This window comes from Halomonas sp. E14 (assembly GCF_052568415.1).
In genome coordinates this window covers 488,120-512,345 of sequence record NZ_CP199423.1, presented here as the reverse complement: position 1 = coordinate 512,345, position 24,226 = coordinate 488,120, and the positions used below count along the sequence as shown (strand labels likewise).

Genomic DNA, 24,226 nt, shown 5'->3' with positions numbered 1-24,226 from the left:
AATGACGTTGACCCCGACCCTGCTGCTGGCCGGCATCGAGCGTACCGTCAACGCCGTGCTCGCCCGCGACCCCGCGTCACCCTCTCGTCTCTCGCGGCTGACCGGGCAACGCCTGCTGCTGCGCCTGGAGCGCCCGTCGCTGACGCTGCTGATGGGATTTCACGCCCAGGGTGTCGACCTGATGCGTCAGGAAGAGGGGCACGAGAGCGAGGCCGATGCGGTCATCGAACTGGACGCCGAGACGCTCGGCGAACTGCTCGGCGGCGAACCCATGGAGCGGCTGATGTTCCAGGGCAAGCTGGCCATGCGCGGTCGCGTCCACCTGCTGGAAGAGGCTCGCGACCTGTTCCTCGACCTCGACCTCGACTGGGAAGCGGAGCTGGCGCGCTGGGTGGGCGACGTACCCGCCCACAGCCTGGCCGAGGGGCTGCGGCGCCTGGCCCGCTGGGGCCTGCGCGCCCACGAAGAGATGCGCGCCGACATCGCCGAGTACGTGTTCGAGGAGGCCCGGCTGCTGCCCGGCCGACAGCAGTTCGACAACCTGCGTGACCATCTCACCGAGCTGGAAGTGGCCGCCGACCGCCTGGAAGCCCGCCTGAACCGCCTGCGGCGCCGGCTGGAAAGCGAGGCCGCTACATGATGGGGCTGCGCCTGCTGCGGATCATCTGGGTGGTCACGCGCTACCGGCTCGATACCCTGTTGCCGCTGCAGCGCATGCCCCTGTGGCTGCGGCTGGTATTCCTGCTCTCGCCGCTGCGCGTGGTGCCAATAGGCCGGCGCAGCGACGGCGAGCGGCTGCGGCTGGCGCTGGAGTCGCTCGGCCCGGTGTTCGTCAAATTCGGCCAGCTGCTCTCCACCCGCCGCGATCTGCTGCCCGAAGAGATCGCCGACGAGCTCCGGCGCCTGCAGGACCAGGTACCGCCCTTCCCCGGTGCCGAGGCCCAGGCGCTGGTGGAGGCCGAGCTACGCATGCCGCTGGACATCGCGTTCGCCCACTTCGACGCCGAGCCGCTGGCCTCGGCCTCCATCGCCCAGGTGCATGCCGCCCGCCTGCACAGCGGCGAGGACGTGGTGGTCAAGATTATCCGCCCTGCCATCGATCGCGTCATGCGTCAGGACATGGCGCTGATGTACCGCGTGGCCGGCCTGCTGTCGCTGATTCCCGAGGCGCGCCGCCTGCGTCCGGTGGAGGTGGTGCGCGACTACGAGGCGACCCTGTTCGACGAACTCGACCTGCGCAAGGAGGCCGCCAACACCTCCCAGCTCAAGCGCAACTTCGGCGCCTCCCCGCTGCTCTACGTTCCGACCATCCACTGGTCGCACACCCGCAAGCGGGTCTTGGTGCAGGAGCGAATCCACGGCATTCCGGTGGCCGACATCGCGGCGCTCAAGGCCCAGGGCACCGACCTCAAGCGGCTCGCCGAGCGCGGCGTGGAGATCTTCTTCACCCAGGTGTTCCGCGACAATTTCTTCCACGCCGACATGCACCCGGGCAACATCTTCGTGTCCCGCGAGAACCCCGGCGACCCGCAGTACATCGCCATCGACTGCGGCATCGTCGGCAGCCTGACCCGCGAGGATCAGGACTACCTGGCGCGCAATCTGCTGGCTTTCTTCCACCAGGACTATTATCAGGTGGCCGCGCTGCACATCGAGTCGGGCTGGGTCGGCGAGAACACCCGTGCCAACGAGTTTGCCGCCGCCATCCGCACGGTATGCGAGCCGATCCTGGAGAAGCCACTCAAAGACATCTCCTTCGGCCAGGTGCTGCTGGGACTGTTCCAGACCGCCCGGCGCTTCAACATGGAGGTGCAGCCGCAGCTGGTGCTACTGCAGAAGACCCTGCTCAACATCGAGGGTCTGGGACGCCAGCTCCATCCCGACCTCGACCTGTGGACCACCGCCAAGCCCTATCTGGAGCGCTGGATGCAAGAGCGCGCCGGCGCCACCGGCCTGTGGGAGTCGCTCAAGCGCCAGGCGCCGGAACTCTCGCGCCAGCTGCCGGAGCTGCCCTCGGTGGCGCATCAGGCGCTGACCCGGCTCGAGCACGAGCACCGCCAGCGCCAGCGCCAGTCGCTGGCGCTGCGAGGCATCCACCAGCAGCTGACGCAGGACCGCCGCCGCGGCCGACGTGTGCGCCTCGGGCTGCTGCTGGGCGGCCTCGCCCTGGCCTGGCAGCCGCTCACCGCCTGGGCCGCCCAGCAGCCCTTGCCGATCCTCGCCGCCGCCATCGTGGCACTGCTGCTGCTGGCCTGGCAGTGATCTTGATCCACCGCAATCAGGAGTTCATTTATGCGTGATATTCTCGGCGAACTCTTCGAGGTTCTGCAGCAGCGCCGCAGCGCCGCCCCCGAGGACTCCTACGTGGCGGCCCTGCACCACAAGGGGCTGAACAAGATACTCGAGAAGGTCGGCGAAGAGGCCACGGAGACCCTGCTGGCGGCCAAGGACGCCGAGCACGGCGACGCCGCCCAGCGCCAGGCGCTGGTCGCCGAAACCGCCGACCTGTGGTTTCATAGCCTGGTGATGCTATCGCATCTTGGGCTCGACCAGCAGGATGTGCTCGACGAGCTGGCCCGTCGCTTCGGCATCTCGGGGCACGATGAGAAGGCCGCGAGGTCAAACTGACCATGTCTTCCGGATCAGCCGGAAACGCGATTCAATGAGGAACCCCCCATGTTAGGTGGCATCAGTATCTGGCAACTGCTGATCGTACTCGGCATCATCATTCTGGTCTTCGGCACCAAGAAGCTGCGCAACGTCGGCTCCGACCTGGGAGGAGCGGTGAAGGGCTTCAAGCAGGCCGTCAACGAGGACGACAAGGACAAGCCCCAGGCCAAGGTGACCCACGAGGAGCAGCCCAACACCTACGACGTGCGGGCGGAAGAGAAGGCCAGGGAAACGATTCAGGACCGGGAAGAGCGCAAATAAGCCGCCATGTTCGATATTGGTTTCCTGGAACTCCTCATCCTCGGGATCGTCGGCCTGCTGGTTCTCGGCCCGGAGCGCCTGCCCAAGGCCGCCCGGACCCTGGGCCTGTGGGTCGGCAAGATCAAGCGCACCGTATCGAGCATGCAGCGCGAGATCAATGCGCAGCTCGAGACGGAAGAGCTTCGCCAGAAGCTCAAGGAGCAGCAGGCCAAGCTCGACGAGAGCCTGGAACGGGCCAAGCGAGACGTGGAAAGTATCGCCAAGCCGTACACCACGTCGACCCCGCGCCGAGGCGACCACGACTCGTCCCCCGGCGACAAGGGAGGAGCGGCGGATGCGCCGCCCCGCTCGGCATCGGCGCGCCTGGACGACGCCCTGGCCGGGGTGCGCAAGCCCGTAGACCCCGCCCCGCCCCCGGCCGGGCAGAGCACCGATGGCAGCGCTTCTGACGGCAACGCTCCCACCGGTAACGCTCCCAACGACAAGGACGCCGCTTCCCGATGAGCGACTCCGACGACAAGCAGGAACTTGGCCAGGCTCCCCTGATCGAGCACCTCATCGAACTTCGCTCGCGACTGCTGCGCGCGGTGGTAGCGATCTTCGTGATCTTTCTCGGTCTGTACCCCTTCGCCAACGAGATCTACACCTTCGTGGCCCAGCCGCTGATGGCGCTGCTGCCCGAGGGTTCGCAGATGATCGCCACCGAAGTGGCCTCGCCGTTTCTGGCTCCCTTCAAGCTGACCCTGGTGGTGGCGGTATTCGTCGCCATCCCCTACGTGCTGCACCAGGCGTGGGCCTTCGTCGCCCCCGGCCTCTACGACAACGAGAAGGCCCTGGCGCTGCCGCTGCTGGCGTCCAGCATCGGGCTGTTCTACGCCGGCGCCGCTTTCGCCTATTACGTGGTGTTCCCGCTGCTGTTCCAGTTCTTCACCCAGACCGGGCCGGAGAACGTGGCGGTGATGACCGATATCAATCAGTACCTGAACTTTGTTCTCAAGCTATTCTTCGCCTTCGGCGTGGCCTTCGAGATCCCCATTGCCACTTTCCTGCTGATCGCCTCGGGCGCCACCACGGTGGAGAGCCTGTCGCGCAAGCGGCCCTATATCCTGCTCGGCTGCTTCGTGGTCGGCATGCTGCTCACACCGCCCGATGTGATCTCGCAGAGCCTGCTGGCAATTCCCATGTACCTGCTCTACGAAGTGGGCATCCTGTTCGGCAGGCTGGTACGCCACCGCCGCCGCCAGGCGGCGGAAGCCGAGGCCGGAGAGGTGAGCAAGCGCAAGGAGTCGTGACGGCGACCCGTCGACCCTGACGAAGCCGCTTTTGCAATCAGCGCCCTAGACGCTACGGCCCGCCCCTAAGGGCGGGCCGTGACCGTTTTCGGCGGGGTCTCCTGGCACCGTCTCGCCGGTTCAGCGATCCATCAGCTCGTCGATGCGATCCACCAGCTTGAAGATCCCGGTAGCGGCCTCGCTGATGCGTGTGGCCAGCATGTAGGCGGGCGTGGTCACCACCCGATTCTCGAAGTCCACGACGATGTCCTCCACGCCGCAGCTGCGATGCAGCCCGCCCATGTTACTGATGGCGCCGGCCACGCCGGGATCGTGGCCGATGGTCACGGCGATGCCCGGCCCCAGCAGTTTCGGCACCAGGGCCGGACTGATGCACATCAGGCCGATCGGCTTGCGCGCCGCGTGGAACGGCGCCACCGCATCGACCAGGCCCTCCAGCAGCTCCATGTCGCTGCCCGTCTCGGCAAAATTCGACAGGTTCTTGGCCGCGCCGAAGCCACCCGGCAGGATCACCGCATCGTACTGCTCAGCGTCAAGCTCCTGCAGCGGCGAGATCTCGCCGCGTGCCAGGCGCGCCGACTCCACCAGCACATTGCGCGGCTCACCCTCGGACACCTCGCCGCTCTGATGATCGATCACATGGCGCTGCATGACATCCGGCGCAAAGCAGCGATAGCCGATGCCCAGTTGGTCCAACCGCAGCAGGGTCAGGGTGGTCTCGTAGATTTCCGAGCCATCCTGCACACCGCAGCCCGACAGGATGACTGCCACCTGTTTGCTCATGCCTTTCTCCTTGTAATACGGCTCCCCGCGAGAGGGTGCTAGCTGAATCCGAAGCCCACACTTTAGAGAGTCGCGCACAGGGCGACAAGGATCAGCTTTCTGCCCGCATCGTCGCTGATATACTTTGCGGATACGCCTTGAGCGACCCTGGACTGTCATCGTTTCCGGGCACACTGCCGCCACTGGATGCCCAGGCGAACGTGGCCCACCGCAGGAGTAGAGCATCTTGAGCTTCATGACCACGCGCCAGTTCCCTGCCACGCGGATGCGCCGCATGCGCCGCGACGACTTCTCACGCCGCCTGATGCGCGAATCGACCCTGACCGCCGCCGACCTGATCTGGCCGGTGTTCGTGCTCGACGGCGAGCAGCGTCGCGAGGCCATTCCCTCGATGCCTGGCGTCGAGCGCCTGTCGCTGGACCTGCTGATCGAGGAGGCCCGCGAGGCGCACCGGCTCGGCATTCCCGCCCTGGCCCTGTTCCCGGTGGTGGATCAGGGACTCAAGAGCGAGCTGGCCGAGGAGTCCTACAACGCCAACGGCCTGGTGCAGCGCAGCGTGCGGGCCCTGAAGGAGGCGGTGCCTGAGCTCGGCATCATGACCGACGTGGCGCTCGACCCCTATACCATCCACGGCCAGGACGGCATCATCGACGACAGCGGCTACGTGCTCAACGACCGCACGGTGGAGACGCTGCTCAAGCAGGCGCTGTCCCACGCCGAGGCCGGCGCCGACGTCGTCGCGCCCTCCGACATGATGGACGGTCGCATCGGCGAGATCCGCCAGGTGCTCGAGCAGGAACACCTGCACAACGTGCGCATCATGGCCTACAGCGCCAAGTACGCCTCGCGCTACTACGGCCCCTTCCGCGACGCGGTGGGCTCGGCCGCCAACCTGGGCAAGGCGGACAAGCGCACCTACCAGATGGACCCGGCCAACAGCGACGAGGCCCTGCACGAGGTGGCCCTGGACCTGGCCGAAGGCGCCGACATGGTGATGGTGAAGCCGGGGATGCCCTACCTCGACGTGGTACGTCGCATCAAGGATGAGCTCAAGGTACCGACCTATGCCTACCAGGTGAGCGGCGAGTACGCCATGCACATGGCCGCCTTCGACAACGGCTGGCTCGACGCCGACGAGGTGATGCTGGAGTCGCTGGTGTGCTTCAAGCGCGCCGGCGCCGACGGCATCCTGACCTACTTTGCCAAGCGGGCGGCGACGCTGCTGGCATGTTGACGGCAGGCCCGGCCGCACGCCGGGCTCCCTTCAGCTCTTGCGGAAGGCGGAAAGGTCATTGGGATCGAAGCCTTCCACCCGCTCGGGCAGCCCGCGCTCCTCACGCAGCTGGCGAATCCTGGCACGCTCGCCGAGCAGCTCGGCGTCGTCGTCGAGCGTGCGTCCGTTGAGTTCGGCCAATTGGGCCATGCCCTGGTGATAGAAGGTCATCAGGTGCAGGGCCACGCCGTTACCCTGCTCCATTTCGCGCCGCAGGGTCGACAGGTAACCGCTGACCCGGGAAAGATGGTGCTTGAGCTGCCACACGTAGCGCATCTCGGTCATCCAGGGACGCTCGCGCAGCACGGCGAAGGTCAGGCTGGTCACCACCAGGCCAAGCAGGACCCCGAGGGCGTTGAGCCATAGGCTGGAGCCGAAGGTCGCCACCAGCAGCTGGGAAAATACCAGGCCGAAGACAAGGAGCTGGCCGGCCATGGCCAGGCTGATGAGTCGTGCCTTGCGGCGATAGGTTTCCGGGTCGTGATGCTCGAAGGTGAAGGACATGAGGGCTTCCTGTGGCAGCAAGATGCCGGGATTATCCCGGCATCGGCTGTCCAGGTACAGTCGCCCCGGCCAGGCTCAGCGCAGCCGTTCTGCCGTTTCGAGCAGCAGCGCTTCGGTATCCTGCCAACCTAGGCAGGCATCGGTGACCGATACCCCATAGCGCAGCGCCCCAAGGTCGAGGGCCTGACGGCCTTCTTCCAGGTGGCTTTCCAGCATCAGGCCCATCAGCGCTTTCTCGCCGGCCAGCCGCTGCGCCAGCACGTCTCGCAGCACCGCGCCCTGGCGGCGGTGGTCCTTGCACGCGTTGGCATGGCTGCAATCCACCATGAGGCGGGGCGCCAGGGCAGCGCGCTCAAGGCCTTGGCAGGCCGCACGCACCGACACCGAGTCGTAGTTGGGACCAGCGTGGCCGCCGCGCAGCACCACATGGGTATGCGGGTTGCCGGCGGTTTCACGCATCACCGGACGTCCATCGGCCGCCAGGGCAAAGTGCTGGTGCGGGTGGGCCGCCGCCTGGATGGCCTGCAGCGCCACGTCGACGTCGCCGCCGGTGCCATTCTTGAAGCCCACCGCGGCCTGCAGCCCGCTGGCCAGCTCTCGATGCAGCTGGGATTCGGTGGTGCGTGCCCCGATGGCCACCCAGGCCAGCAGGTCGTCGAGGTAGGGCGCCAGCAGCGGCTGCAGCAGCTCAGTGGCCACCGGCAGGCCCAGCGAGGCCACTTCGCGCATCAGTTGGCGCGACAGCTGGAGCCCACGCGCCATATCACCGCTGCCGTCCAGGTCGGGGTCGTACGCCAATCCCTTCCAGCCGACGGTGGTCCTCGGCTTTTCCACGTAGACCCGCATGACCAGCAGCAGCCGGTCGTCCACGCGCTCAGAGAGCGCCGCCAGGCGCTGGGCGTACTCCAGCGCCGCCACCGGATCGTGAATCGAACAGGGCCCGACGACGATCAGCAGGCGGTCGTCCTGGCCTTGCACGATGGCCTGCACGGCACGGCGCTGGGCGTCAATGCGCTCGGCCAACGGCGAGGCCAAGGGCAGGTGGCGGCGCAGTTCGCCCGGTGAGGGCAGGTGCAGTTCGGTGTGATTCGCCGCGTCGCCACCGGGCTGTGGCGCGTGCGGTTCGAGGATGAGACGTTCGGCAAGTGAGGCGTGGGCGTTCATGGTCAACGGCTCCGTGAGATCGGTAAACATCGTGTCGTGGCGTTGCCACCAGTCATCTCACGGTCGGAGGTGGCGCACTGAACCGACCGCGTGGCGCTAAATCGCCAGCCATAACCCCAGCCATAATAGTCGTGGCGAGAGCGGGCGGCGAAAGTGGCGCGGCGTGCGATCATGGTGCGTCTCCTCGGTTGATATGTTCGTCAGTTGAAGCTCTAGTCAGTCGAAGCTCTAAAAAGGAACTACCAAACGTAAAACCCCCGGTCGGGTTGCCGACCAGGGGTTTTAGGAGGAAGGCAACCCGGTTGGGTGTGCCCTAGCAGCTGCGTCCGACTCAGGACCCGGCCGCCGGCACACCGGCGCTAAACCAGTACCAATACTGGCCACCAAAACCCGCACCACGCTGCTGCGCCACGCAGGAAGCGCAGCGAAGAGCATCAGGTGTCAGGCCGGGGAGCAGCGTCATGGTTGAGTTCCTGTTTTCCATTTTTTTCATCGTGCCGCATCGCGACAAGCTTGGCAAGCTCGACCTCAGGCGGCCACGGCACGAACGATGCCAATCAGCAGGGGCAGCAGGTTCAGGGGCAGTACCGCCAGCATCGCCAGCAGCCACAGCGGGCCGCTCTCATCGTGATATTCCTTCAAGGGTGCCATATTCGCCTCCTCTCCATTGGCTGGCCATGGGCTGGTCTTTGCGCAGCCTATCGTGCCTTCAAAGCGACTGCGTGACTGACAGTCTAGCGAAGGTGGCGCCCGCCATCGACCGGCAGCGTGATGCCGGTCACGTAGCGGTTGTCGAGCAGGTAGCGCAGGCTCTGGTAGATCACGCCCGGCCCCGGCACCATACCCATGGCCGACTTGGCCCTGGCCTTCTCGGCATAGGCCTCGTCGTCGCCTTCATTGAGCATGATCAACGCCGGGGCGATGGCGTTGACCTGGATCTGCGGAGCGTACAGGGCCGCGAAGGAGAGCGTCAGATTCTCGAGCCCCGCCTTGGTGGCGGCGTAGGCAGCATGCTTTTCCGAGCCCTTCTGCGCCACGTAGTCAGTCATATGCACGATGTCGCGCTGCGGCTCGCCGCAGGCCTCGAGCAGCTCGCGACAGTGCAGGTTGATCAGGTAGGGCGCCAGCATGTGCACGCGGAACAGCCGCTCGAAGGTGGCCCCGGCCTGCTCGTCGCGGCCGTCCGGCGCCCAGTCGCTGGCGTTGTGCACGATCGCTCGCAGCGATCCGGTCTCGGCCTTGAGCCGGGCGATGAAGTCGAGAATGCCCGCCTCGCTGGCGAAATCCGCCATCAGGGTGACGATGCCGCGGCGGCGCAACACCTCGAGCGCCGGCCGCTCGCGCCGGTAGCTGATAATGACCGGATGCCCGTCGTCAACCAGCCGTTCGGCGCAGTGCCGCCCCAGGCGCTGGGCGCCGCCGGTGATCAGGATCGGCGAGGCGCTCACCCCGCGCTCCCCCGGCGCAGCACGCCGACGGTGGGCACCAGCGGCTGGCGCGGCGCATAGGCGAAGACGTCGGAGAAGACCCGCGACGGCTCGAGACCCAGCGAGGCCAGCACGTCGACGCAGGCGTAGACCATGCCCGGCGAGCCGGAGAGGTAGACGTCATGCCCGCTGACATCCTCGAGGCCAGTGGCGAGCGCCTGGTCGATCCGCCCCAGGTGGCCGTGGACACGCTCGCCGCTCACCGCCGCTTCCGGCGCGGCTTCGGTGACCAGATGGAAGTGCACGTTGGCATGCTGCTCGGCCCACTCCCGTGGCAGGCTCTCGAGATAGAGATCGCGCCGCTGGCGCGCCGCCCACCACAGCTCGATTGTCCGCTCGGGCGAGGCCTGCAGCGAGGCCTCGGCGATCGCCTTCATCTGGGCGAAGCCGGTGCCGGCCGCGATCAGCAGCAGCGGCCGCTGGCTGTCATGATCGAGCACACAGTCACCGCCCGGCAGACGCACACCGAGATGGCGCGCCTCCACGATCAGCTCGCGCAGCCGGGCGGAGTTCTCACGCTCCGGCCAGTGCTGGATATGCAGCTCCAGGCTGCCGTCGCCGCGATGCGCGCTGGCAATGGAAAACGGCACCCAGGTCTCGTCGTCGAGCTTGAGCTCCAGATACTGGCCCGGCTCATGGGCCATGGCCTCGGCGCGCCCTTCCAGGCGTACGCGAAACACGTCGGGAGTCAGGTCCTCCACTGCCGTCACCTGGCAGCTCAGGGTCCTCGGGGTCATGCGTGCCTCTTGTCGTCAGGGTAAGGGGGCAGCTCGATGCCCAGCTCGTTCCAGCGCTCACTGACGCGGGCCTTGACGGCCTCGTCCATGACGATGGGCGTGCCCCATTCGCGATCGGTCTCGCCGGGCCACTTGCTGGTGGCATCGAGCCCCATCTTGGACCCCAGCCCCGCCACCGGCGAGGCGAAGTCGAGGTAGTCGATCGGCGTGTTCTCGACCATCACGGTATCGCGGGCCGGGTCCATGCGGGTGGTGATGGCCCAGATCACATCCTTCCAGTCACGGGCGTCGACGTCGTCGTCGAGCACCACCACAAACTTGGTGTACATGAACTGGCGCAGGAAGCTCCACACGCCCATCATCACGCGCTTGGCGTGGCCCGGGTACTGCTTCTTCATGGTCACCACCGCCATGCGGTAGGAGCAGCCCTCCGGCGGCAGGTAGAAGTCGACGATCTCGGGAAACTGCTTGCGCAGGATCGGCACGAACACTTCGTTGAGGGCGACACCGAGGATCGCCGGCTCATCGGGCGGCCGCCCGGTGTAGGTCGAGTGGTAGATGGCGTCGCGGCGCAGGGTCATGCGCGTCACGGTGAACACCGGGAACTCGTCGACCTCGTTGTAGTAGCCGGTGTGGTCGCCGTAGGGGCCTTCCGGCGCCATGTCATCGGGATAGATGAAGCCTTCCAGAATGATTTCTGCAGACGCAGGCACTTCCAGATCGGCATGGCCGCACTTGACCAGCTCGGTGCGCGAACCGCGCAACAGCCCGGCGAAGGCGTACTCGGAGAGCGAATCCGGTACCGGGGTCACCGCGCCGAGAATCGTCGCCGGATCGGCGCCCAGCGCCACCGCCACCGGAAAGGGCTCGCCGGGATGGGTCTGCTGGAACTCGAGGAAGTCCAGCGCACCGCCACGGTGCGACAGCCAGCGCATGATCAGGCGGTTCTTGCCCAGCTTCTGCTGGCGATAGATGCCCAGGTTCTGGCGCTTCTTGTGCGGCCCGCGGGTCACCACCAGCGGCCAGGTGACCAGCGGCGCGGCATCGCCGGGCCAGCAGTGCTGGATCGGCAGGCGGTCGAGGTCGACGTCGTCGCCTTCGAGGATCACCTGCTGCACCGGGGCGCTGCGCACCACCTTGGGCCCCATGCTCATCACCTGCTTGAAGATCGGCAGCTTGTCCCAGGCATCGCGAAAGCCCTTGGGCGGGTCGGGTTCCTTGAGGAAGGCGAGCAGTTGCCCCACCTCGCGCAGCGCCTCGACCGAGTCCTGGCCCATGCCCAGGGCGACCCGCCTCGGCGTGCCGAACAGGTTGCCGAGCAGCGGCATATCGTGGCCCTTGACGTTCTCGAACAGCAGCGCCGGGCCGCCGGCACGCAGGGTGCGGTCGCAGATCTCGGTGATCTCGAGGTAGGGGTCCACCTCGGCTGAAACTCGTATCAGCTCGCCCTGGGCTTCCAGGGCCGCGATGAAGTCACGCAGGTCCTTGTACTTCATTCCAATTCCCGTTTCCGGAACGACGAAAGGGGCAGCATAGCATGCTGCCCCCTTGCGCACCGCCGAACCCGCCTAGCGGCGCTTCATCGCCTCGAAGAATTCCAGGTTCGTCTTGGTATCCTTCAGGCGGTCGATCAGGAACTCGGTAGCTGCCGTGTCGTCCATCGGATTGAGCAGCTTGCGCAGGATCCACATGCGCTGCATCTCGTCCTCGGAGGCGATCAGGTCCTCGCGGCGGGTGCCGGAGCGGCGGATGTTGAGTGCCGGATAGACGCGCCGCTCGGCGAGCTTGCGGTCCAGGTGGGCTTCCATGTTGCCGGTGCCCTTGAACTCCTCGAAGATCACCTCGTCCATCTTCGAGCCGGTATCGACCAGCGCGGTGGCGATGATGGTCAGGCTGCCGCCCTCTTCGATGTTACGCGCGGCACCGAAGAAGCGCTTGGGCTTCTCCAGGGCGTGGGCGTCGACACCGCCGGTGAGCACCTTGCCGGAGCTGGGCACCACGGTGTTGTAGGCGCGTGCCAGGCGGGTAATGGAGTCGAGCAGGATGACCACATCCTTCTTGTGCTCGACCAGGCGCTTGGCCTTCTCGATCACCATCTCGGCAACCTGCACGTGGCGCGCCGGCGGCTCGTCGAAGGTCGAGGCGACCACTTCGCCGCGCACGGTGCGCGACATCTCGGTCACTTCTTCCGGACGCTCGTCGATCAGCAGCACGATCAGGTGGCACTCGGGGTTGTTGCGCGTGATCGAGGTGGCGATATTCTGCAGCATCAGCGTCTTGCCCGCCTTGGGCGGCGAGACGATCAGCCCGCGCTGGCCCTTGCCGATGGGCGCGGTGAGATCGATGATGCGAGCGGTGAGATCCTCGGTGGAGCCGTTGCCGATCTCCATGCGCAGCCGCTCCTGGGGGAACAGCGGCGTGAGGTTCTCGAACAGGATCTTGTGCTTGGCGTTTTCGGGCTTGTCAAAGTTGATCTGACTGACCTTGAGCAGCGCGAAATAACGCTCGCCTTCCTTCGGCGGACGAATCTTGCCGGAGATCGAATCGCCCTTGCGCAGGTTGAAGCGGCGGATCTGCGACGGCGAGACATAGATGTCGTCGGGGCCGGCCAGGTAGGAGCTGTCGGCGCTGCGCAGGAAGCCGAAACCATCCTGGAGAATCTCCAGAACGCCATCGCCATAGATATCCTCGCCGCTCTTGGCGTGCTTCTTGAGGATGGCGAAGATAATGTCCTGCTTGCGTGAGCGCGCCAGGTTATCGATGCCCATCTCGCGGGCAAGCTCCAGGAGCTCTGGCACGGATTTTTGCTTGAGTTCGGTAAGATTCATCGGTGTGTTCGGAAGTTGCTCATGTCAGCGTGGCGGCACGGCGCCGTGGGAAGAAGCTGGAAAAGAACGGTACGCCGCTTGGGTGCGTTCAGAGCCCGGAGACGCTTCCACTCGCAGGGCGATTGACCGCCGCTCACGACCGCTCTGAAGGGGCCGTCGAAACGGTATCGTGTTCGAGGAAGCAGCACTTTATGTCGCCTGGAGTGTAATCGCCTGGTGCGTTTCAAGTGCCAACATGGCTTCCGGCACAAGACAACTAACGACAATAAGGGGCTGACTGACGACTTGATGTTGACCGCGACGCGGTCGGAAAGCATTCGGAACAGGCGAACGACCCGATGTTAGTCAAGGCCGCCGCCGAACGCAAGTCTACCGATCAACCCCTCGCGATTGACAGGTTCTCACCATCGCCGCAACCTTTAGCTATTCGCCATCAGGACGCTGCGTGATGATCTTACCCATGGAACGGCCCCAACCCGCCACCGACGCCCCCCTTTCGTCCCAGGTACCCTGCCCGCAGCGCCTGGCTGCGATCGACCTGGGCTCCAACAGCTTTCACCTACTGGTGGCGCATTACCAAGACGAGCGACTGCAAGTGGTGGCCCGCCGCGGTGAGAAGGTGCAGCTGGCCGCAGGACTCGACGGCGACGGCCGGCTGGAAGAGGCCGCCATGCAGCGGGCGCTCGGCTGCCTGGCCCGCTTCGCGCCTTTCGTGGCCGACATCCCCCAGGGGCAGCTGCGCGTGGTCGGCACCAACGCGCTGCGCGGCGCACGCAATAGCCAGGCCTTCATCGACCGTGCCGAAGCGCTGCTCGGGCATCGCATCGAGATCATCGGCGGACGCGAGGAGGCTCGCCTGATCTATCTGGGCGCCGCCCACTCCCTGGCCGAGAGCGGCCGGCGGCTGATCATCGACATCGGCGGCGGCTCCACCGAGTTCATCATCGGCGAACGCTTCGAACCGCTGGCCCTGGAAAGTTTGCAGCTGGGCTGCGTGACCTTTACCCGCCGCTTCTTCGAAGGGGGCGAGATCAACGAGCGGCACATGCGCCTCGCCGAACTCGCCGCCATGTCGGAGCTGGCCAACATCCGCCGCCCCTACTGCGAGCTGGGCTGGGATGACCCGGTGGGCTCGAGCGGCACGATCAAGGCGGCCGCCGCGGTCATCGCCGCCGCCGGAGGCGCCCCCGACGGCGTGGTGACCCGCGAGGGCCTTCAGCAGGTACGCAGCACGCTGATCGCCTGCGGACACCTCGACCGGGTGGCGCTGGAGGGGCTCAAGCCGGACCGCGCCCGGGTGTTTCCCGCCGGCGTTGCCATCCTCAGCGCCATCTTCGACGCCTTCGCGCTGGAGCGCTTGCGCTACGCCGACGGCGCCCTGCGCGAAGGCGTGCTGTATGACATGGTGGGCCGCAACAGTTCCGAGGATATCCGCCACAAGACGCTCGCCTCGCTGCAGCAGCGCCACGGCGTGGACGGGCGCCAGGCCGAGCACGTGGCGAACTCGGCCGGCCAGCTGCTGGACCAGGTGCGCACGGCATGGGCGCTCGACGACGACCAGGCGCGCTTCCTCGACTGGGCGGCCCGCCTGCACGAGATCGGCCTGGCCATCTCCCACAGCCAGTTCCATCGCCACGGCGCCTACCTGCTGGAACATTCCGACCTGGCCGGCTTCTCGCGCCCCGAGCAGCGGCTGCTGGCCTTTCTGGTGCGCGCGCATCGCCGCAAGTTCCCGCTGCGCGAGTGGCGCGCGCTGCCCGAGTCGCAGCAGCGCTCCCACGCCCGCCTGGCGCGCCTGCTGCGCCTGGCGGTGCTGCTCAATCACCCGCGAGGCGAACAGCCCGTGGCTACTCCCCAGCTCGAAGTTCAGGGCGAAGCCCTGACGCTCCACCTGGCGGATGACGAGCGCGACCAGACCCTGCTGCGCACCGACCTCGAGCAGGAGATCGCCTACCAGAGCGCCGCCGGCTTCAACCTCAGCCTGAGCTGACCGGGTGGGCCGACCAGCCCGCTGCCACCGCCAGCCAACGGCCTTCCGGCAGCGCCAGCGCCGCCACCGGCTCTGCCGCGTGCCAAACCACCACCACTCGCTCGCGTGCCCAGGGCGGCAGGGCGGCTTCTTGCAGCAATCGCTTGAGCTCCCGCGAGCCCCGCCCCGCCAGGCGCAGCCGCTCGCCCCCTTCGCGCTGCCTAAGCTCAAGGCAGGCCTCGCCTCCCTCGTCGGGCACAAGCGTGGCCTCGGCCTTGCCCCATGGGGTGGCAAGCGGCGACCGGCCGTCCCAAGCCAGGGGCCAAGCGCCCCGGGGCGGAGGCTGACGGCGCAGCAAATGGAGGCCGCCGCGCCAGATCCGCGCCTCGGCCTCGGCCCAGGCCACATGGGCCTGAGCATCGGGGCGCGCCTCGAGCTGGGCCAGCAGCGTGGCCAGGCGACCCTGCGGCGGCGTGGGCAGGCCAAGGCGCCGGCAGGCATGGCGCACCAGCACGCGCTGTCGCGCCGGCGAAAGGCCCGCCAACCCCGCCAGTGGCAGGCGAGCGGCGTCGCCGCCCAGCGCAGCCAGGTCCTGCGCAGCCAGGTCGTCGATCAAGCTATCGGCTTCGGTCGCATGCGCCGCACTGCTCGCCAGCGCCTGGGCGGCGTGGGGCCAGCGCGCCTGCAATAGCGGCAGCAGGCGGAGGCGCAGGAAGTTGCGGTCGAGCGCCTCGTCGCGATTGGTGGGATCGTCGATCCAATTCAGGCCGAGCCGCGCCGCTTCGGCTTCCAGCTCCGCACGCGAATGCGCCAGCAGCGGGCGCGCGAAGCACCTGCCCTGCCACTCGCGCACCGTTGGCATGCCCGCCAGGCCGCGCACGCCGCTGCCGCGCAGGGCGGCGAGCAGGAAGGTTTCGGCCTGGTCATCGCGGTGCTGAGCCAGCCACAGCGTCTCGCCCGGCACCACACGGCGGGCGAACGCCGCGTAGCGCGCTTCCCGCGCCGCCCCCTCGAGCCCCAGCCCGGCGTCACGCTCGACCGCCACATGCTCGACAAAGAGCGGCACCCCGAGGCGAGAGGCCAGCCGACGGCAGTGCCGCTCGAAGCCGTCGGCGGCATGCTGAAGGCCATGGTGAACGTGCAGTGCGTGAAGCGGGCGGGGATGGCGCCGACAGGCCTGGGCCGCCAGCGTGAGCAGCAGGCTCGAATCCAGCCCGCCGGAGAGCGCCACCCAGACGACACGCCCCGGCGGGGTCTCCGCCAGGGCGTCGTCGATCAGGGCTTGCAGCGATGCGCGCTTATGCTGGAGCGCCATAGCTCATCAACCGCTCATACCGGCGTTCGAGCAGCGCATCGGTCTCCATCGCTTCGAGTCGATCCAGGCTCGCCAGCAGCGCCTCCCTGACCCGCTCGGCGGTGGCCTGCGGCTGCCGATGGGCGCCGCCCAGCGGCTCCTCGATCAGGGTGTCGACGAAGCCCAGCTCCTGCAGCCGCTCGGCGGTGATGCCCATGGCCTGGGCGGCATCGGCGGCCTTCTCGGCGCTCTTCCACAGGATCGAGGCACAGCCTTCCGGCGAGATGACCGAATAGGTGGAGTACTGCAGCATGGCCAGCTCGTCGCACACGCCGATCGCCAGCGCGCCGCCGGAGCCGCCCTCGCCCACCACGGTGGAGAGTATCGGCGTCTTGAGCCGCGACATTACCGCCAGGTTGTAGGCGATGGCTTCGCTCTGGCCGCGCTCTTCGGCGTCGATACCGGGGTAGGCGCCGGGGGTGTCGATGAAGGTCAGCACCGGCATCTTGAAGCGCTCGGCCATCTCCATCAGGCGGCACGCCTTGCGATAGCCCTCGGGACGCGGCATGCCGAAGTTGCGACGCACCTTCTCCTTCACCTCACGCCCTTTCTGATGGCCGATGACCATCACCGGACGCCCCTCGAGACGGGCGATGCCCCCGACGATGGCCGGGTCGTCGGCGAAGCGGCGGTCGCCGTGCAGCTCGTCGAAGTCGGTGAAGATGTATTCGAGGTAGTCCAGCGTATAGGGGCGCTGGGGGTGGCGGGAAATCTGCGACACCTGCCAGGGGCTCAGGTCCTTGAAGATCGACTCGGTGAGCTTGCGGCTCTTCTCCTCCAGGCGGCTGATCTCGTCGCTGAGGTTGAGCTGGCTGTCGTTGCCGACCAGGCGCAGCTCTTCGATCTTGGCCTGGAGTTCGGCGATGGGCTGTTCGAAATCGAGGTAATTGGGATTCATAGTGGCTGGGCCGCCTTGTCATTGCTGTCGCCGGGGCATGATGAACGCTGTTCGTCCCGGAAGCCATAAAATCGAGTGTCGGGCATTATCGCACCCTCAACGCACGGCGCAAGGCGCGGAAAAGCGGCTTTTCCGGCGACAGGTCTCTGCGGAGGCGCTGTGAACCCATCCCTGGGCGCTACTTTTGCCATCCATGGCAAAAGACCTCCGCTGCGACCTGTCCCCGGCGCCGCTCGCAGCCAAGGTGGTGAGTCCAGGTCCTGTCGAAAAGTCGGCGAGCGATGGTCAGACAAGGCAAAAAACGGCGCAAAACGGACTGGGCTCGCACACGAGTTTACTTTAGTAAATGAGCATTTTAAGCCGTTTTTTAACGCCGTATGACCGAGCGCAGGCACTTTTCTTAGGCCTAGCGGTATTTGAGGCGCACGCCGTCCTGCCCCTCTACCTCGCGCAGCGCGATCAGCAGCTCGTCGCTGGGGGCCACGCGCCACTGGGCGTCCAGCTCCAGCCAGCCGGCGGCGGCTTCGTTGCGGTAGCGCAGGCGCACCGGCAGGCCGTCGCCGTTGCGATGCGGCATGAGGCTCTCGCGCAGGCTCTCCACCAGCCGGCCGTTGACCCGGGTGCCGTCCAGCGACAGCTCTACCGCCTCGCCGTAGCGCGTGCGGGCGGCCACCATCGGCGTGACCTCCTTGCCGCGCAGGCGCAGGCCGCCGGAGAAGTCGTCGCTTGAGACCTCGCCCTCGACGATCAACACCTGGTCGGCCTCGATCTGGCCGCGCAGGGAATCGTACAGCTCGCCGAACAGCGAGGCCTCGATGCGTCCGGTGCGGTCGTCCAGGGTGATGAAGGCCATGGTGTCGCCGCGCTTGGACTTCATGGTGCGCACCGCCACCACCAGGCCAGCGACCCGCTGCGGCTCCCGCGACGGCTTGAGGTCGCTGATACGAGTCGAGACGAAGCGGGCCAGCTCCTTCTCGTATTCGTCGATGGGGTGCCCGGTGAGATAGAGGCCCAGGGTCTCCTTCTCGCCCGCCAGGCGCTCCTTGTCGGTCCACTCGCGCACCTGGCGATAGCCTTCGTAGGGGTCGCTCTGGGTCTCGTCGTCGGCGAAGGCTTCGCCGAACATGTCCATCATGCCCAGGTTCTGGTTGGTCTGGGTCTGGGCCGCGGCGCGCAGGGCGTCGTCCAGGGCGGCGCTGAGCACCGCCCGGTTGGGTCCCAGGTTGTCCAGGGCGCCGGAGCGGATCAACGCCTCCAGGGTGCGCTTGTTCATGCGCTTGGGGTCGACCCGGCGGCAGAAGTCGAACAGGTCGCTGAACGGGCCCTCGGCCTCGCGGGCCTCGACGATGGCGCCGATGGGCCCCTCGCCCACGCCGCGAATCGCGCCCAGGCCGTAGACGACGCGACCCTCGGTATCGACGGTGAACTTGTAGCCGCCGATGTTCACGTCCGGCGGGGTCACGGTAAGGCCGAGGCGCCGCGACTCCTCGATCAGCGGCACCACCTTGTCGAGGTTGTCCATTTCGGTGGACATCACCGCGGCCATGAACGGGCCGGGGTAGTGGGTCTTGAGCCAGGCGGTCTGGTAGGAGACCAGGCCGTAAGCCGCCGAGTGCGACTTGTTGAAGCCGTAGCCGGCGAACTTCTCCACCAGGTCGAAGATGTTGCCGGCCAGCTCCTTGTCGATGCCGTTGGCCGCACAGCCCTCCATGAAGCCGCTGCGCTGCTTGGCCATCTCCTCGGGTTTCTTCTTGCCCATGGCGCGGCGCAGCATGTCGGCCTGGCCCAGGCTGTAGCCCGCCAACACCTGGGCAATCTGCATCACCTGCTCCTGGTAGAGGATGATGCCGTAGGTGGGCTCGAGCACCGGCTTGAGCCACTCGTGCTGGTAGTCCGGATGCGGGTAGGCGAGCTCGGCGCGGCCGTGCTTGCGGTTGATGAAGTCGTCGACCATGCCCGACTGCAGCGGCCCCGGGCGGAACAGGGCGACGAGGGCGATCATGTCCTCCAGCGAGTCGGGCAGCAGGCGCTTGATGAGCTCCTTCATGCCGCGCGATTCGAGCTGGAACACCGCCGTGGTCTCGGCGCGCTTGAGCATCTCGAAGGTCGGCGCATCGTCGAGCGGAATGCGGTCGATATTGAGCGGCCCCTCGCCCTTCACGGCGCGCACCTTGTCGACCATCTCCAGCGCCCAGTCGATGATGGTCAGGGTGCGCAGGCCGAGGAAGTCGAACTTGACCAGCCCGGCCTCCTCGATGTCGTTCTTGTCGAACTGCACCACCAGGCCGTTGCCCTCCTCGTCGCACAGCAGCGGCGAGAAGTCGGTGAGCTTGGTCGGCGCGATCACCACGCCGCCGGCGTGCTTGCCGGTGCCGCGGGTGATGCCCTCGAGCTTGAGCGCCATCTCCCAGATCTCGGCGGCCTCCTCGTCGTTCTCGACGAACTCCTTGAGCGCCGGCTCCGCCTCGATGGCCTTGGCCAGGGTCATGCCCACCTCAAAGGGGATCAGCTTGGAGAGCTTGTCACCCAGCGAATAGGGCTTGCCCTGGGCGCGGGCCACGTCGCGCACCACCGCCTTGGCGGCCATGGTGCCGAAGGTGACGATCTGCGACACCGCGTTGCGCCCGTAGCGGTCGGCCACGTACTCGATCACCCGGTCGCGCTTCTCCATGCAGAAGTCGACGTCGAAGTCGGGCATCGAGACCCGCTCGGGGTTGAGGAAGCGCTCGAACAGCAGGTCGTACTCCAGCGGATCGAGGTCGGTGATCTTCTGCGCGTAGGCCACCAGCGAGCCGGCACCCGAGCCCCGCCCCGGTCCCACCGGCACGTCGTTGTCCTTGGCCCACTTGATGAAGTCCATCACGATCAGGAAGTAGCCGGGGAAGCCCATCTGAATGATGATGTCGAGCTCGAAGTCCAGCCGCTCGCGATAGCGCTTGTCGATCTCGACGTACTCGGCGCCGTCGCGCGGGTACGTCTCGACCGGGTAGAGGAAGTCGAGGCGCTCGTCGAGGCCGTCGTGGGAGACCTTGCGGAAGAATTCGTCCTGGGTCATGCCCTCGGGAATCTCGAACTCCGGCAGGAATATCTCGCCCAGACGCACGTCGACGCTACAGCGCGCGGCGATCATCACGCTGTTCTCGAGCGCCTCGGGGATGTCGGCGAACAGCTCGGCCATCTCCGCCGGGCTCTTGAGGTACTGCTCTTCGGTGTACTTGCGCTCGCGGCGCGGGTCGTCCAGCGCCTTGCCCTCGCCGATGGCGACCCGGGTCTCGTGGGCCCAGAAGTCGTCACGCTCGAGGAAGCGCACGTCGTTGGTCGCCACCACCGGCGTGCCCGTGGCCACGGCCAGCGCCACCGAGAGGTGCACGCACTCCTCCTCCAGCGGCCGCCCGGTGCGGGTCAGCTCCAGGTAGAAGCGCTCCGGGAAGGCCGCCTGCCACTCCTCGAGCAGCACACGCGCCTCGTCGCGATGGTCGGCCAGCAGGTGGCGGCCGATCTCACCTTCGCGGCCACCTGAGAGCGCGATCAGGCCCTCGCTCTGCGCCAGCACCCAGGCCTTCTCCAGCAGCGCCCGCCCCTGGCGCTGCCCTTCCATCCAGCCCCGCGAGATCAGCTCGGTGAGGTTGCGATAGCCGGTGTCGTTCATCGCCAGCAGGGTCAGCCGGTAGGGGTGCGTCTCGTCATGCGGGTTGGCGAGCCACAGGTCGGCGCCGATGATCGGCTTGAGGCCCGCTCCCTGGGCGCCGCGGTAGAACTTGACCAGGCCGAACAGGTTGGCCTCGTCGGTCACGGCCAGTGCCGGCATGCCCTGCTCGGCGGTGGCCTTGACCAGCGGCTTGAGCCGCACCAGGCCGTCGACCAGGGAATATTCGGTATGAACGCGCAGGTGGACGAAAGGCGGGGTCATAAGAGGCTCGGGGCTTGGCGGTAAATGGTCAGAGCAGCTCTAACTGCCCCTTGATCGGGGCGAAGGAGCGACGATGCTCGGGCAAGGGCCCGAGGCGTTCCAGCGCCGCCAGGTGCTCGGGCGTGGCATAGCCCTTGTGGCGGGAGAAACCATATTCGGGATAGAGGCCGTCGAGCGCCACCATCTGGGCGTCACGCGCCACCTTGGCGAGTATCGAGGCGGCGGCGATGGCCGGATGCCTGGCGTCACCCTTCACCACCGCCTGGCCGGGCAGTGGATGGCCCGGGAGCCGATTGCCGTCGACCAGCAGATATTCGGGCTGCAGCGTCAGCGCATCGATCGCCCGGCGCATGGCCAGGTGGGTAGCATGGTAGATGTTCAGCGCATCGACTTCGGCATGGCTCGCCTCGGCCACGGCGAAGGCCAGCGCCTTGGCGCGAATCTCCGCGTCCAGTTCCACGCGACGCTGCGGCGCGAGCTTCTTGGAGTCGGTCAGGCCGGCAATGGGACGCAGCGGATCGAGGATCACCGCCGCGGCGACCACCGCGCCGACCAGCGGGCCGCGGCCCACTTCATCGACGCCGGCCAGCAGGTGGCCCTGGTAGTCGATCACCAGCGGGGGAAAGGCCGCCACGTTCATGTCTCGCTCCTGCCGACGCTTCCTGAATCGGACACCATTGCCTCGCTGGCCAGCGACTCGGGCAGCGGGCGGCCCGCCACCACGGCTTCGATGGCTTCCACCGCCCTGGCGCTGGCGTTGCGCTGCAGCCCGGCGTGCAGCGCGGCGAAGCGTGCCTCCAGAGCGCCACGTGCCTCGCCGTCATCGAGCATCGGCCCGAGGCGTTCGACGATGGCCTCGGGCGTGGCGGCATCTTGGATCAGCTCCGGAACCATCGACGCCTGGGCGATCAGGTTAGGCAGCGAGATCCAGGGCGTCTTGACCAGGCGGCTGGCCAACCAGTGGGTGAGCGGCGCCATGCGGTAGGCCACCAGCATGGCACGGTGGCACAGCATCGCCTCCAGGGCGGCGGTGCCCGAGGCGAGCAGCACGGCGTCGCTGGCAACCATCGCCTGGCGCGCCTGGCCATCGAGCAGCGTCAGCCGCTCGGCCAGCAGCGGCCTGGCGTCCAGCAGGCGTTCAAGCTCCTGGCGGCGCAGCGGGGTGGCCGCCGGTATCACGACGCGCAAGTCGGGGCGTTCGCGGCACAGCCGCTCGGCGGCGTCGAGGAAGGTCTCGCCGAGAAAGCGGATCTCGTTGGCTCGGGAGCCCGGCAGAACGGCCAGCACCTGGGCATCGAGCGGCAGGCCGATTTCCTCTCGTGCCGCACCGCGATCGTTGACCAGCGGCAGCTCGTCGGCCAGCGGATGCCCGACGAAGGCCACCGGGAGGTGGTGCTGCGCGTAGAAGGCAGCTTCGAAGGGCAGGAAGGTGAGCATCGCATCGACCGACCTGGCGATGCCCTTGACCCGCCCCTGGCGCCAGGCCCAGACGGTGGGGCTGACATAGTGCACGGTAGCGAGCCCCGCCTCGCGCAGCTGGCGCTCCAGGCCGAGGTTGAAGTCGGGGGCATCGATACCGATCATCACGTCCGGCCGCCAGGCCAGGGCGTCGGCACGCAGCGTGCGTCGCACCCGGATCAGCTCGGGCAGGTGCTTGAGCACCTCGACCAGGCCCATCACCGAGAGCGTCTCGAGAGGAAAGCGGCTGTCGATGCCTTCGGCAAGCATGCCCGGGCCGCCGATGCCGCGGAACTCGACGCCGGGATGACGCGCCTTGAGCGCACGCATCAGGCTGGCGCCGAGCAGGTCGCCGGACATCTCTCCGGCGACAATGTAGACACGCGCAAGCTGGCTCATATCAGACCCGTTTCGACGCCAGCTCAGCGAACGATGCCGCGCGACGAAATCTCGATGGAAGCGGCAAAGGCTTCGGTTTCAGGCAGCGCATAGCGGCTGCGGATCTCCTCGAGCGCCTGGGCCACGGTCAGGCCCTGGCGATAGACCAGCCGGTAGGCATCGCCCAGCGCCTTGATCGCCTCGGCGGAAAAGCCGCGCCGCTTCAGTCCGACCAGGTTCAACCCATGGGCCGCGGCAGGGTTGCCGTTGATCAGCACGTAGGCCGGGGTGTCCTTGGTAATGATCGAGCCGCCGCCGGCCATGGCGTGGGCCCCGACGTGGCAGAACTGATGAATGGCGGAGAGGCCGCCGAGGATGACGAAGTTGCCGATAGTGACATGGCCGGCCAGGGTGACCTGGTTGGCGAAGACGCAGTCGCTGCCGATCAGGCAGTCGTGGCCCACGTGGCAGTAGGCCATGAACAGGTTGCGCGAGCCGATGACGGTCTCGCCGCGATCCTGCGCGGTGCCGCGGTGCAGGGTCACGCCCTCGCGAATGACGTTGTCGTCGCCCATGATCAGCCGCGTCGGCTCACCGGCGTATTTCTTGTCCTGGCAGTCCTCGCCCACCGAGGCGAACTGGAAGATCCGGGTGCGTGCACCGAGCACGGTGGGCCCCTTGATGACCACATGCGGCCCGATGCGGCTGCCGGGCCCGATCTCGACGTCGGGTCCAATCACGGAAAAGGGCCCGACCTCGACATCTTCGGCCAAGCGGGCGCTGGGATCGACGATGGCTGTGGAATGAATCAAGCAACCTTCCTCTCGGCACAGATGATATCGGCCTCGCAGACCAGTTCACCGTCTACGGTAGCACGGCAGGCGAACTTCCAGATGCCGCGCTTTTCACGCTCGACCTTGGCTTCCAGCACCAGGCGGTCGCCCGGCATGACCGGCCGCTTGAAGCGCACGTTGTCGCTGCCTACCAGATAATAGACGTAGCCGTCGGCGGGCAGCTTGTTGACGGTCTTGAACCCCAGGATACCGCAGGCCTGGGCCAGGGCTTCAAGCACCAGCACGCCGGGCATGATCGGGTGGTGGGGGAAGTGGCCATTGAAGAACGGCTCATTGATGCTGACGTTCTTGTAGGCAACGATGGATTCGCCGAGGCTCAGCGCCGTCACCCGATCGATCAGCAGGAACGGGTAGCGGTGCGGTAGATAATCTCGAATCTCGTTGATGTCCATTACCATCGTAGCGA

The 24,226-nt window shown here is 67.0% G+C and carries 23 protein-coding genes; 8 read left to right on the top strand and 15 right to left on the bottom strand.

Annotated elements, in window-relative coordinates; genetic code table 11:
• The first annotated feature begins 1 nt into the window (after position 1).
• Genes ACT7B3_RS02345 through tatC form a run of 6 tightly spaced genes read left to right on the top strand, consistent with a single transcriptional unit; the run spans position 2 to position 4,223 of the window.
• Positions 2 to 640: a ubiquinone biosynthesis accessory factor UbiJ gene (locus ACT7B3_RS02345; RefSeq protein ID WP_445156725.1), complete on the top strand. Its 639-nt coding sequence runs from the start codon at positions 2 to 4 to the stop codon at positions 638 to 640.
• Positions 640 to 2,262, top strand: coding sequence for a ubiquinone biosynthesis regulatory protein kinase UbiB (gene ubiB, locus ACT7B3_RS02340; protein ID WP_444679382.1), 1,623 nt, complete (start codon positions 640 to 642; stop codon positions 2,260 to 2,262). Before ACT7B3_RS02345 ends, ubiB begins: the two co-directional genes overlap by 1 nt.
• A 30-nt stretch (positions 2,263 to 2,292) precedes the next feature.
• Positions 2,293 to 2,628, top strand: a complete 336-nt coding sequence (locus tag ACT7B3_RS02335; protein WP_444678516.1) for a phosphoribosyl-ATP diphosphatase — start codon at positions 2,293 to 2,295, stop codon at positions 2,626 to 2,628.
• Between the two features lie 48 nt (positions 2,629 to 2,676).
• The gene (gene tatA, locus ACT7B3_RS02330) at positions 2,677 to 2,931 is read left to right on the top strand and encodes a Sec-independent protein translocase subunit TatA (protein ID WP_444678517.1); all 255 of its coding nucleotides are present in this window, start codon (positions 2,677 to 2,679) and stop codon (positions 2,929 to 2,931) included.
• A gap of 6 nt (positions 2,932 to 2,937) precedes the next feature.
• Entirely contained in the window at positions 2,938 to 3,435 is a 498-nt protein-coding gene (gene tatB / locus ACT7B3_RS02325; RefSeq protein WP_444678518.1) for a Sec-independent protein translocase protein TatB, read from the top strand.
• Entirely contained in the window at positions 3,432 to 4,223 is a 792-nt protein-coding gene (gene tatC / locus ACT7B3_RS02320; protein ID WP_444678519.1) for a twin-arginine translocase subunit TatC, read from the top strand. Before tatB ends, tatC begins: the two co-directional genes overlap by 4 nt.
• Positions 4,224 to 4,343: 120 nt before the next feature.
• Here the strand turns inward: tatC and elbB are convergent, their stop codons facing one another.
• Positions 4,344 to 5,006, bottom strand: a complete 663-nt coding sequence (gene elbB / locus ACT7B3_RS02315; RefSeq protein WP_445156724.1) for an isoprenoid biosynthesis glyoxalase ElbB — start codon at positions 5,004 to 5,006, stop codon at positions 4,344 to 4,346.
• A 235-nt stretch (positions 5,007 to 5,241) separates the two neighbouring features.
• On the opposite strand from elbB, the gene hemB reads away from it, so the two are divergent.
• Complete coding sequence (gene hemB, locus ACT7B3_RS02310) at positions 5,242 to 6,240, top strand: porphobilinogen synthase (protein ID WP_445158834.1); 999 nt, start codon at positions 5,242 to 5,244, stop codon at positions 6,238 to 6,240.
• Positions 6,241 to 6,270: 30 nt separating this feature from the next.
• Here hemB and ACT7B3_RS02305 read toward each other — a convergent pair whose 3' ends face one another.
• From ACT7B3_RS02305 to rho, 7 genes are all read right to left on the bottom strand, one after another.
• Positions 6,271 to 6,783, bottom strand: a complete 513-nt coding sequence (locus ACT7B3_RS02305) for a DUF3087 family protein (protein ID WP_444678520.1) — start codon at positions 6,781 to 6,783, stop codon at positions 6,271 to 6,273.
• Positions 6,784 to 6,858: 75 nt separating this feature from the next.
• Entirely contained in the window at positions 6,859 to 7,947 is a 1,089-nt protein-coding gene (locus ACT7B3_RS02300; RefSeq protein ID WP_444679384.1) for a 3-deoxy-7-phosphoheptulonate synthase, read from the bottom strand.
• A 528-nt stretch (positions 7,948 to 8,475) separates the two neighbouring features.
• Entirely contained in the window at positions 8,476 to 8,598 is a 123-nt protein-coding gene (locus ACT7B3_RS02295; RefSeq protein ID WP_444678521.1) for a hypothetical protein, read from the bottom strand.
• 83 nt (positions 8,599 to 8,681) lie between these two features.
• Complete coding sequence (gene folM / locus ACT7B3_RS02290; RefSeq protein ID WP_444678522.1) at positions 8,682 to 9,395, bottom strand: dihydromonapterin reductase; 714 nt, start codon at positions 9,393 to 9,395, stop codon at positions 8,682 to 8,684.
• Complete coding sequence (locus tag ACT7B3_RS02285; RefSeq protein WP_444678523.1) at positions 9,392 to 10,171, bottom strand: NAD(P)H-flavin reductase; 780 nt, start codon at positions 10,169 to 10,171, stop codon at positions 9,392 to 9,394. The genes folM and ACT7B3_RS02285 overlap by 4 nt, the downstream gene beginning before the upstream one ends.
• Positions 10,168 to 11,667: a 4-hydroxy-3-polyprenylbenzoate decarboxylase gene (gene ubiD / locus ACT7B3_RS02280; RefSeq protein ID WP_445156723.1), complete on the bottom strand. Its 1,500-nt coding sequence runs from the start codon at positions 11,665 to 11,667 to the stop codon at positions 10,168 to 10,170. Before ubiD ends, ACT7B3_RS02285 begins: the two co-directional genes overlap by 4 nt.
• A 72-nt stretch (positions 11,668 to 11,739) precedes the next feature.
• On the bottom strand, positions 11,740 to 12,999 hold the full coding sequence (gene rho / locus ACT7B3_RS02275) for a transcription termination factor Rho (RefSeq protein ID WP_444678524.1): 1,260 nt from the start codon (positions 12,997 to 12,999) through the stop codon (positions 11,740 to 11,742).
• Between the two features lie 460 nt (positions 13,000 to 13,459).
• On the opposite strand from rho, the gene ACT7B3_RS02270 reads away from it, so the two are divergent.
• Positions 13,460 to 14,989, top strand: a complete 1,530-nt coding sequence (locus ACT7B3_RS02270) for a Ppx/GppA phosphatase family protein (protein ID WP_445158833.1) — start codon at positions 13,460 to 13,462, stop codon at positions 14,987 to 14,989.
• Here the strand turns inward: ACT7B3_RS02270 and tilS are convergent.
• The 7 genes from tilS to fabZ form a co-directional block, all read right to left on the bottom strand.
• Positions 14,976 to 16,283 (bottom strand): tRNA lysidine(34) synthetase TilS, encoded by a 1,308-nt coding sequence (gene tilS, locus ACT7B3_RS02265; RefSeq protein WP_445156722.1) that lies wholly within the window; start codon positions 16,281 to 16,283, stop codon positions 14,976 to 14,978. The two genes, ACT7B3_RS02270 and tilS, sit on opposite strands and share 14 nt — an antisense overlap.
• Complete coding sequence (accA, locus tag ACT7B3_RS02260; RefSeq protein ID WP_445156721.1) at positions 16,267 to 17,220, bottom strand: acetyl-CoA carboxylase carboxyl transferase subunit alpha; 954 nt, start codon at positions 17,218 to 17,220, stop codon at positions 16,267 to 16,269. Before accA ends, tilS begins: the two co-directional genes overlap by 17 nt.
• 406 nt (positions 17,221 to 17,626) lie before the next feature.
• Complete coding sequence (dnaE, locus tag ACT7B3_RS02255) at positions 17,627 to 21,130, bottom strand: DNA polymerase III subunit alpha (protein ID WP_445156720.1); 3,504 nt, start codon at positions 21,128 to 21,130, stop codon at positions 17,627 to 17,629.
• Positions 21,131 to 21,158: 28 nt separating this feature from the next.
• Complete coding sequence (rnhB, locus tag ACT7B3_RS02250) at positions 21,159 to 21,770, bottom strand: ribonuclease HII (protein ID WP_445156719.1); 612 nt, start codon at positions 21,768 to 21,770, stop codon at positions 21,159 to 21,161.
• Positions 21,767 to 22,987 carry a lipid-A-disaccharide synthase gene (gene lpxB, locus ACT7B3_RS02245; RefSeq protein WP_444678526.1) on the bottom strand — a complete coding sequence of 407 codons (1,221 nt, stop codon included), beginning with the start codon at positions 22,985 to 22,987 and terminating at the stop codon, positions 21,767 to 21,769. The genes rnhB and lpxB overlap by 4 nt, the downstream gene beginning before the upstream one ends.
• Before the next feature lie 23 nt (positions 22,988 to 23,010).
• On the bottom strand, positions 23,011 to 23,778 hold the full coding sequence (gene lpxA, locus ACT7B3_RS02240) for an acyl-ACP--UDP-N-acetylglucosamine O-acyltransferase (RefSeq protein WP_444678527.1): 768 nt from the start codon (positions 23,776 to 23,778) through the stop codon (positions 23,011 to 23,013).
• Positions 23,775 to 24,218 (bottom strand): 3-hydroxyacyl-ACP dehydratase FabZ, encoded by a 444-nt coding sequence (fabZ, locus tag ACT7B3_RS02235; RefSeq protein ID WP_444678528.1) that lies wholly within the window; start codon positions 24,216 to 24,218, stop codon positions 23,775 to 23,777. Before fabZ ends, lpxA begins: the two co-directional genes overlap by 4 nt.
• Between the last annotated feature and the right edge of the window lie 8 nt (positions 24,219 to 24,226).

What these genes read in the sequence shown, in the direction of transcription:
- ACT7B3_RS02345 (WP_445156725.1), top strand. Translation starts at nt 2, where the DNA reads ATGACGTTGACCCCGACCCTGCTGCTGGCCGGCATCGAGCGTACCGTC.
- ubiB (WP_444679382.1), top strand. Translation starts at nt 640, where the DNA reads ATGGGGCTGCGCCTGCTGCGGATCATCTGGGTGGTCACGCGCTACCGG.
- ACT7B3_RS02335 (WP_444678516.1), top strand. Translation starts at nt 2,293, where the DNA reads ATGCGTGATATTCTCGGCGAACTCTTCGAGGTTCTGCAGCAGCGCCGC.
- tatA (WP_444678517.1), top strand. Translation starts at nt 2,677, where the DNA reads ATGTTAGGTGGCATCAGTATCTGGCAACTGCTGATCGTACTCGGCATC.
- tatB (WP_444678518.1), top strand. Translation starts at nt 2,938, where the DNA reads ATGTTCGATATTGGTTTCCTGGAACTCCTCATCCTCGGGATCGTCGGC.
- tatC (WP_444678519.1), top strand. Translation starts at nt 3,432, where the DNA reads ATGAGCGACTCCGACGACAAGCAGGAACTTGGCCAGGCTCCCCTGATC.
- elbB (WP_445156724.1), bottom strand. Translation starts at nt 5,006, where the DNA reads ATGAGCAAACAGGTGGCAGTCATCCTGTCGGGCTGCGGTGTGCAGGAT.
- hemB (WP_445158834.1), top strand. Translation starts at nt 5,242, where the DNA reads ATGACCACGCGCCAGTTCCCTGCCACGCGGATGCGCCGCATGCGCCGC.
- ACT7B3_RS02305 (WP_444678520.1), bottom strand. Translation starts at nt 6,783, where the DNA reads ATGTCCTTCACCTTCGAGCATCACGACCCGGAAACCTATCGCCGCAAG.
- ACT7B3_RS02300 (WP_444679384.1), bottom strand. Translation starts at nt 7,947, where the DNA reads ATGAACGCCCACGCCTCACTTGCCGAACGTCTCATCCTCGAACCGCAC.
- ACT7B3_RS02295 (WP_444678521.1), bottom strand. Translation starts at nt 8,598, where the DNA reads ATGGCACCCTTGAAGGAATATCACGATGAGAGCGGCCCGCTGTGGCTG.
- ACT7B3_RS02285 (WP_444678523.1), bottom strand. Translation starts at nt 10,171, where the DNA reads ATGACCCCGAGGACCCTGAGCTGCCAGGTGACGGCAGTGGAGGACCTG.
- ubiD (WP_445156723.1), bottom strand. Translation starts at nt 11,667, where the DNA reads ATGAAGTACAAGGACCTGCGTGACTTCATCGCGGCCCTGGAAGCCCAG.
- rho (WP_444678524.1), bottom strand. Translation starts at nt 12,999, where the DNA reads ATGAATCTTACCGAACTCAAGCAAAAATCCGTGCCAGAGCTCCTGGAG.
- ACT7B3_RS02270 (WP_445158833.1), top strand. Translation starts at nt 13,460, where the DNA reads ATGGAACGGCCCCAACCCGCCACCGACGCCCCCCTTTCGTCCCAGGTA.
- tilS (WP_445156722.1), bottom strand. Translation starts at nt 16,283, where the DNA reads ATGGCGCTCCAGCATAAGCGCGCATCGCTGCAAGCCCTGATCGACGAC.
- accA (WP_445156721.1), bottom strand. Translation starts at nt 17,220, where the DNA reads ATGAATCCCAATTACCTCGATTTCGAACAGCCCATCGCCGAACTCCAG.
- dnaE (WP_445156720.1), bottom strand. Translation starts at nt 21,130, where the DNA reads ATGACCCCGCCTTTCGTCCACCTGCGCGTTCATACCGAATATTCCCTG.
- rnhB (WP_445156719.1), bottom strand. Translation starts at nt 21,770, where the DNA reads ATGAACGTGGCGGCCTTTCCCCCGCTGGTGATCGACTACCAGGGCCAC.
- lpxB (WP_444678526.1), bottom strand. Translation starts at nt 22,987, where the DNA reads ATGAGCCAGCTTGCGCGTGTCTACATTGTCGCCGGAGAGATGTCCGGC.
- fabZ (WP_444678528.1), bottom strand. Translation starts at nt 24,218, where the DNA reads ATGGTAATGGACATCAACGAGATTCGAGATTATCTACCGCACCGCTAC.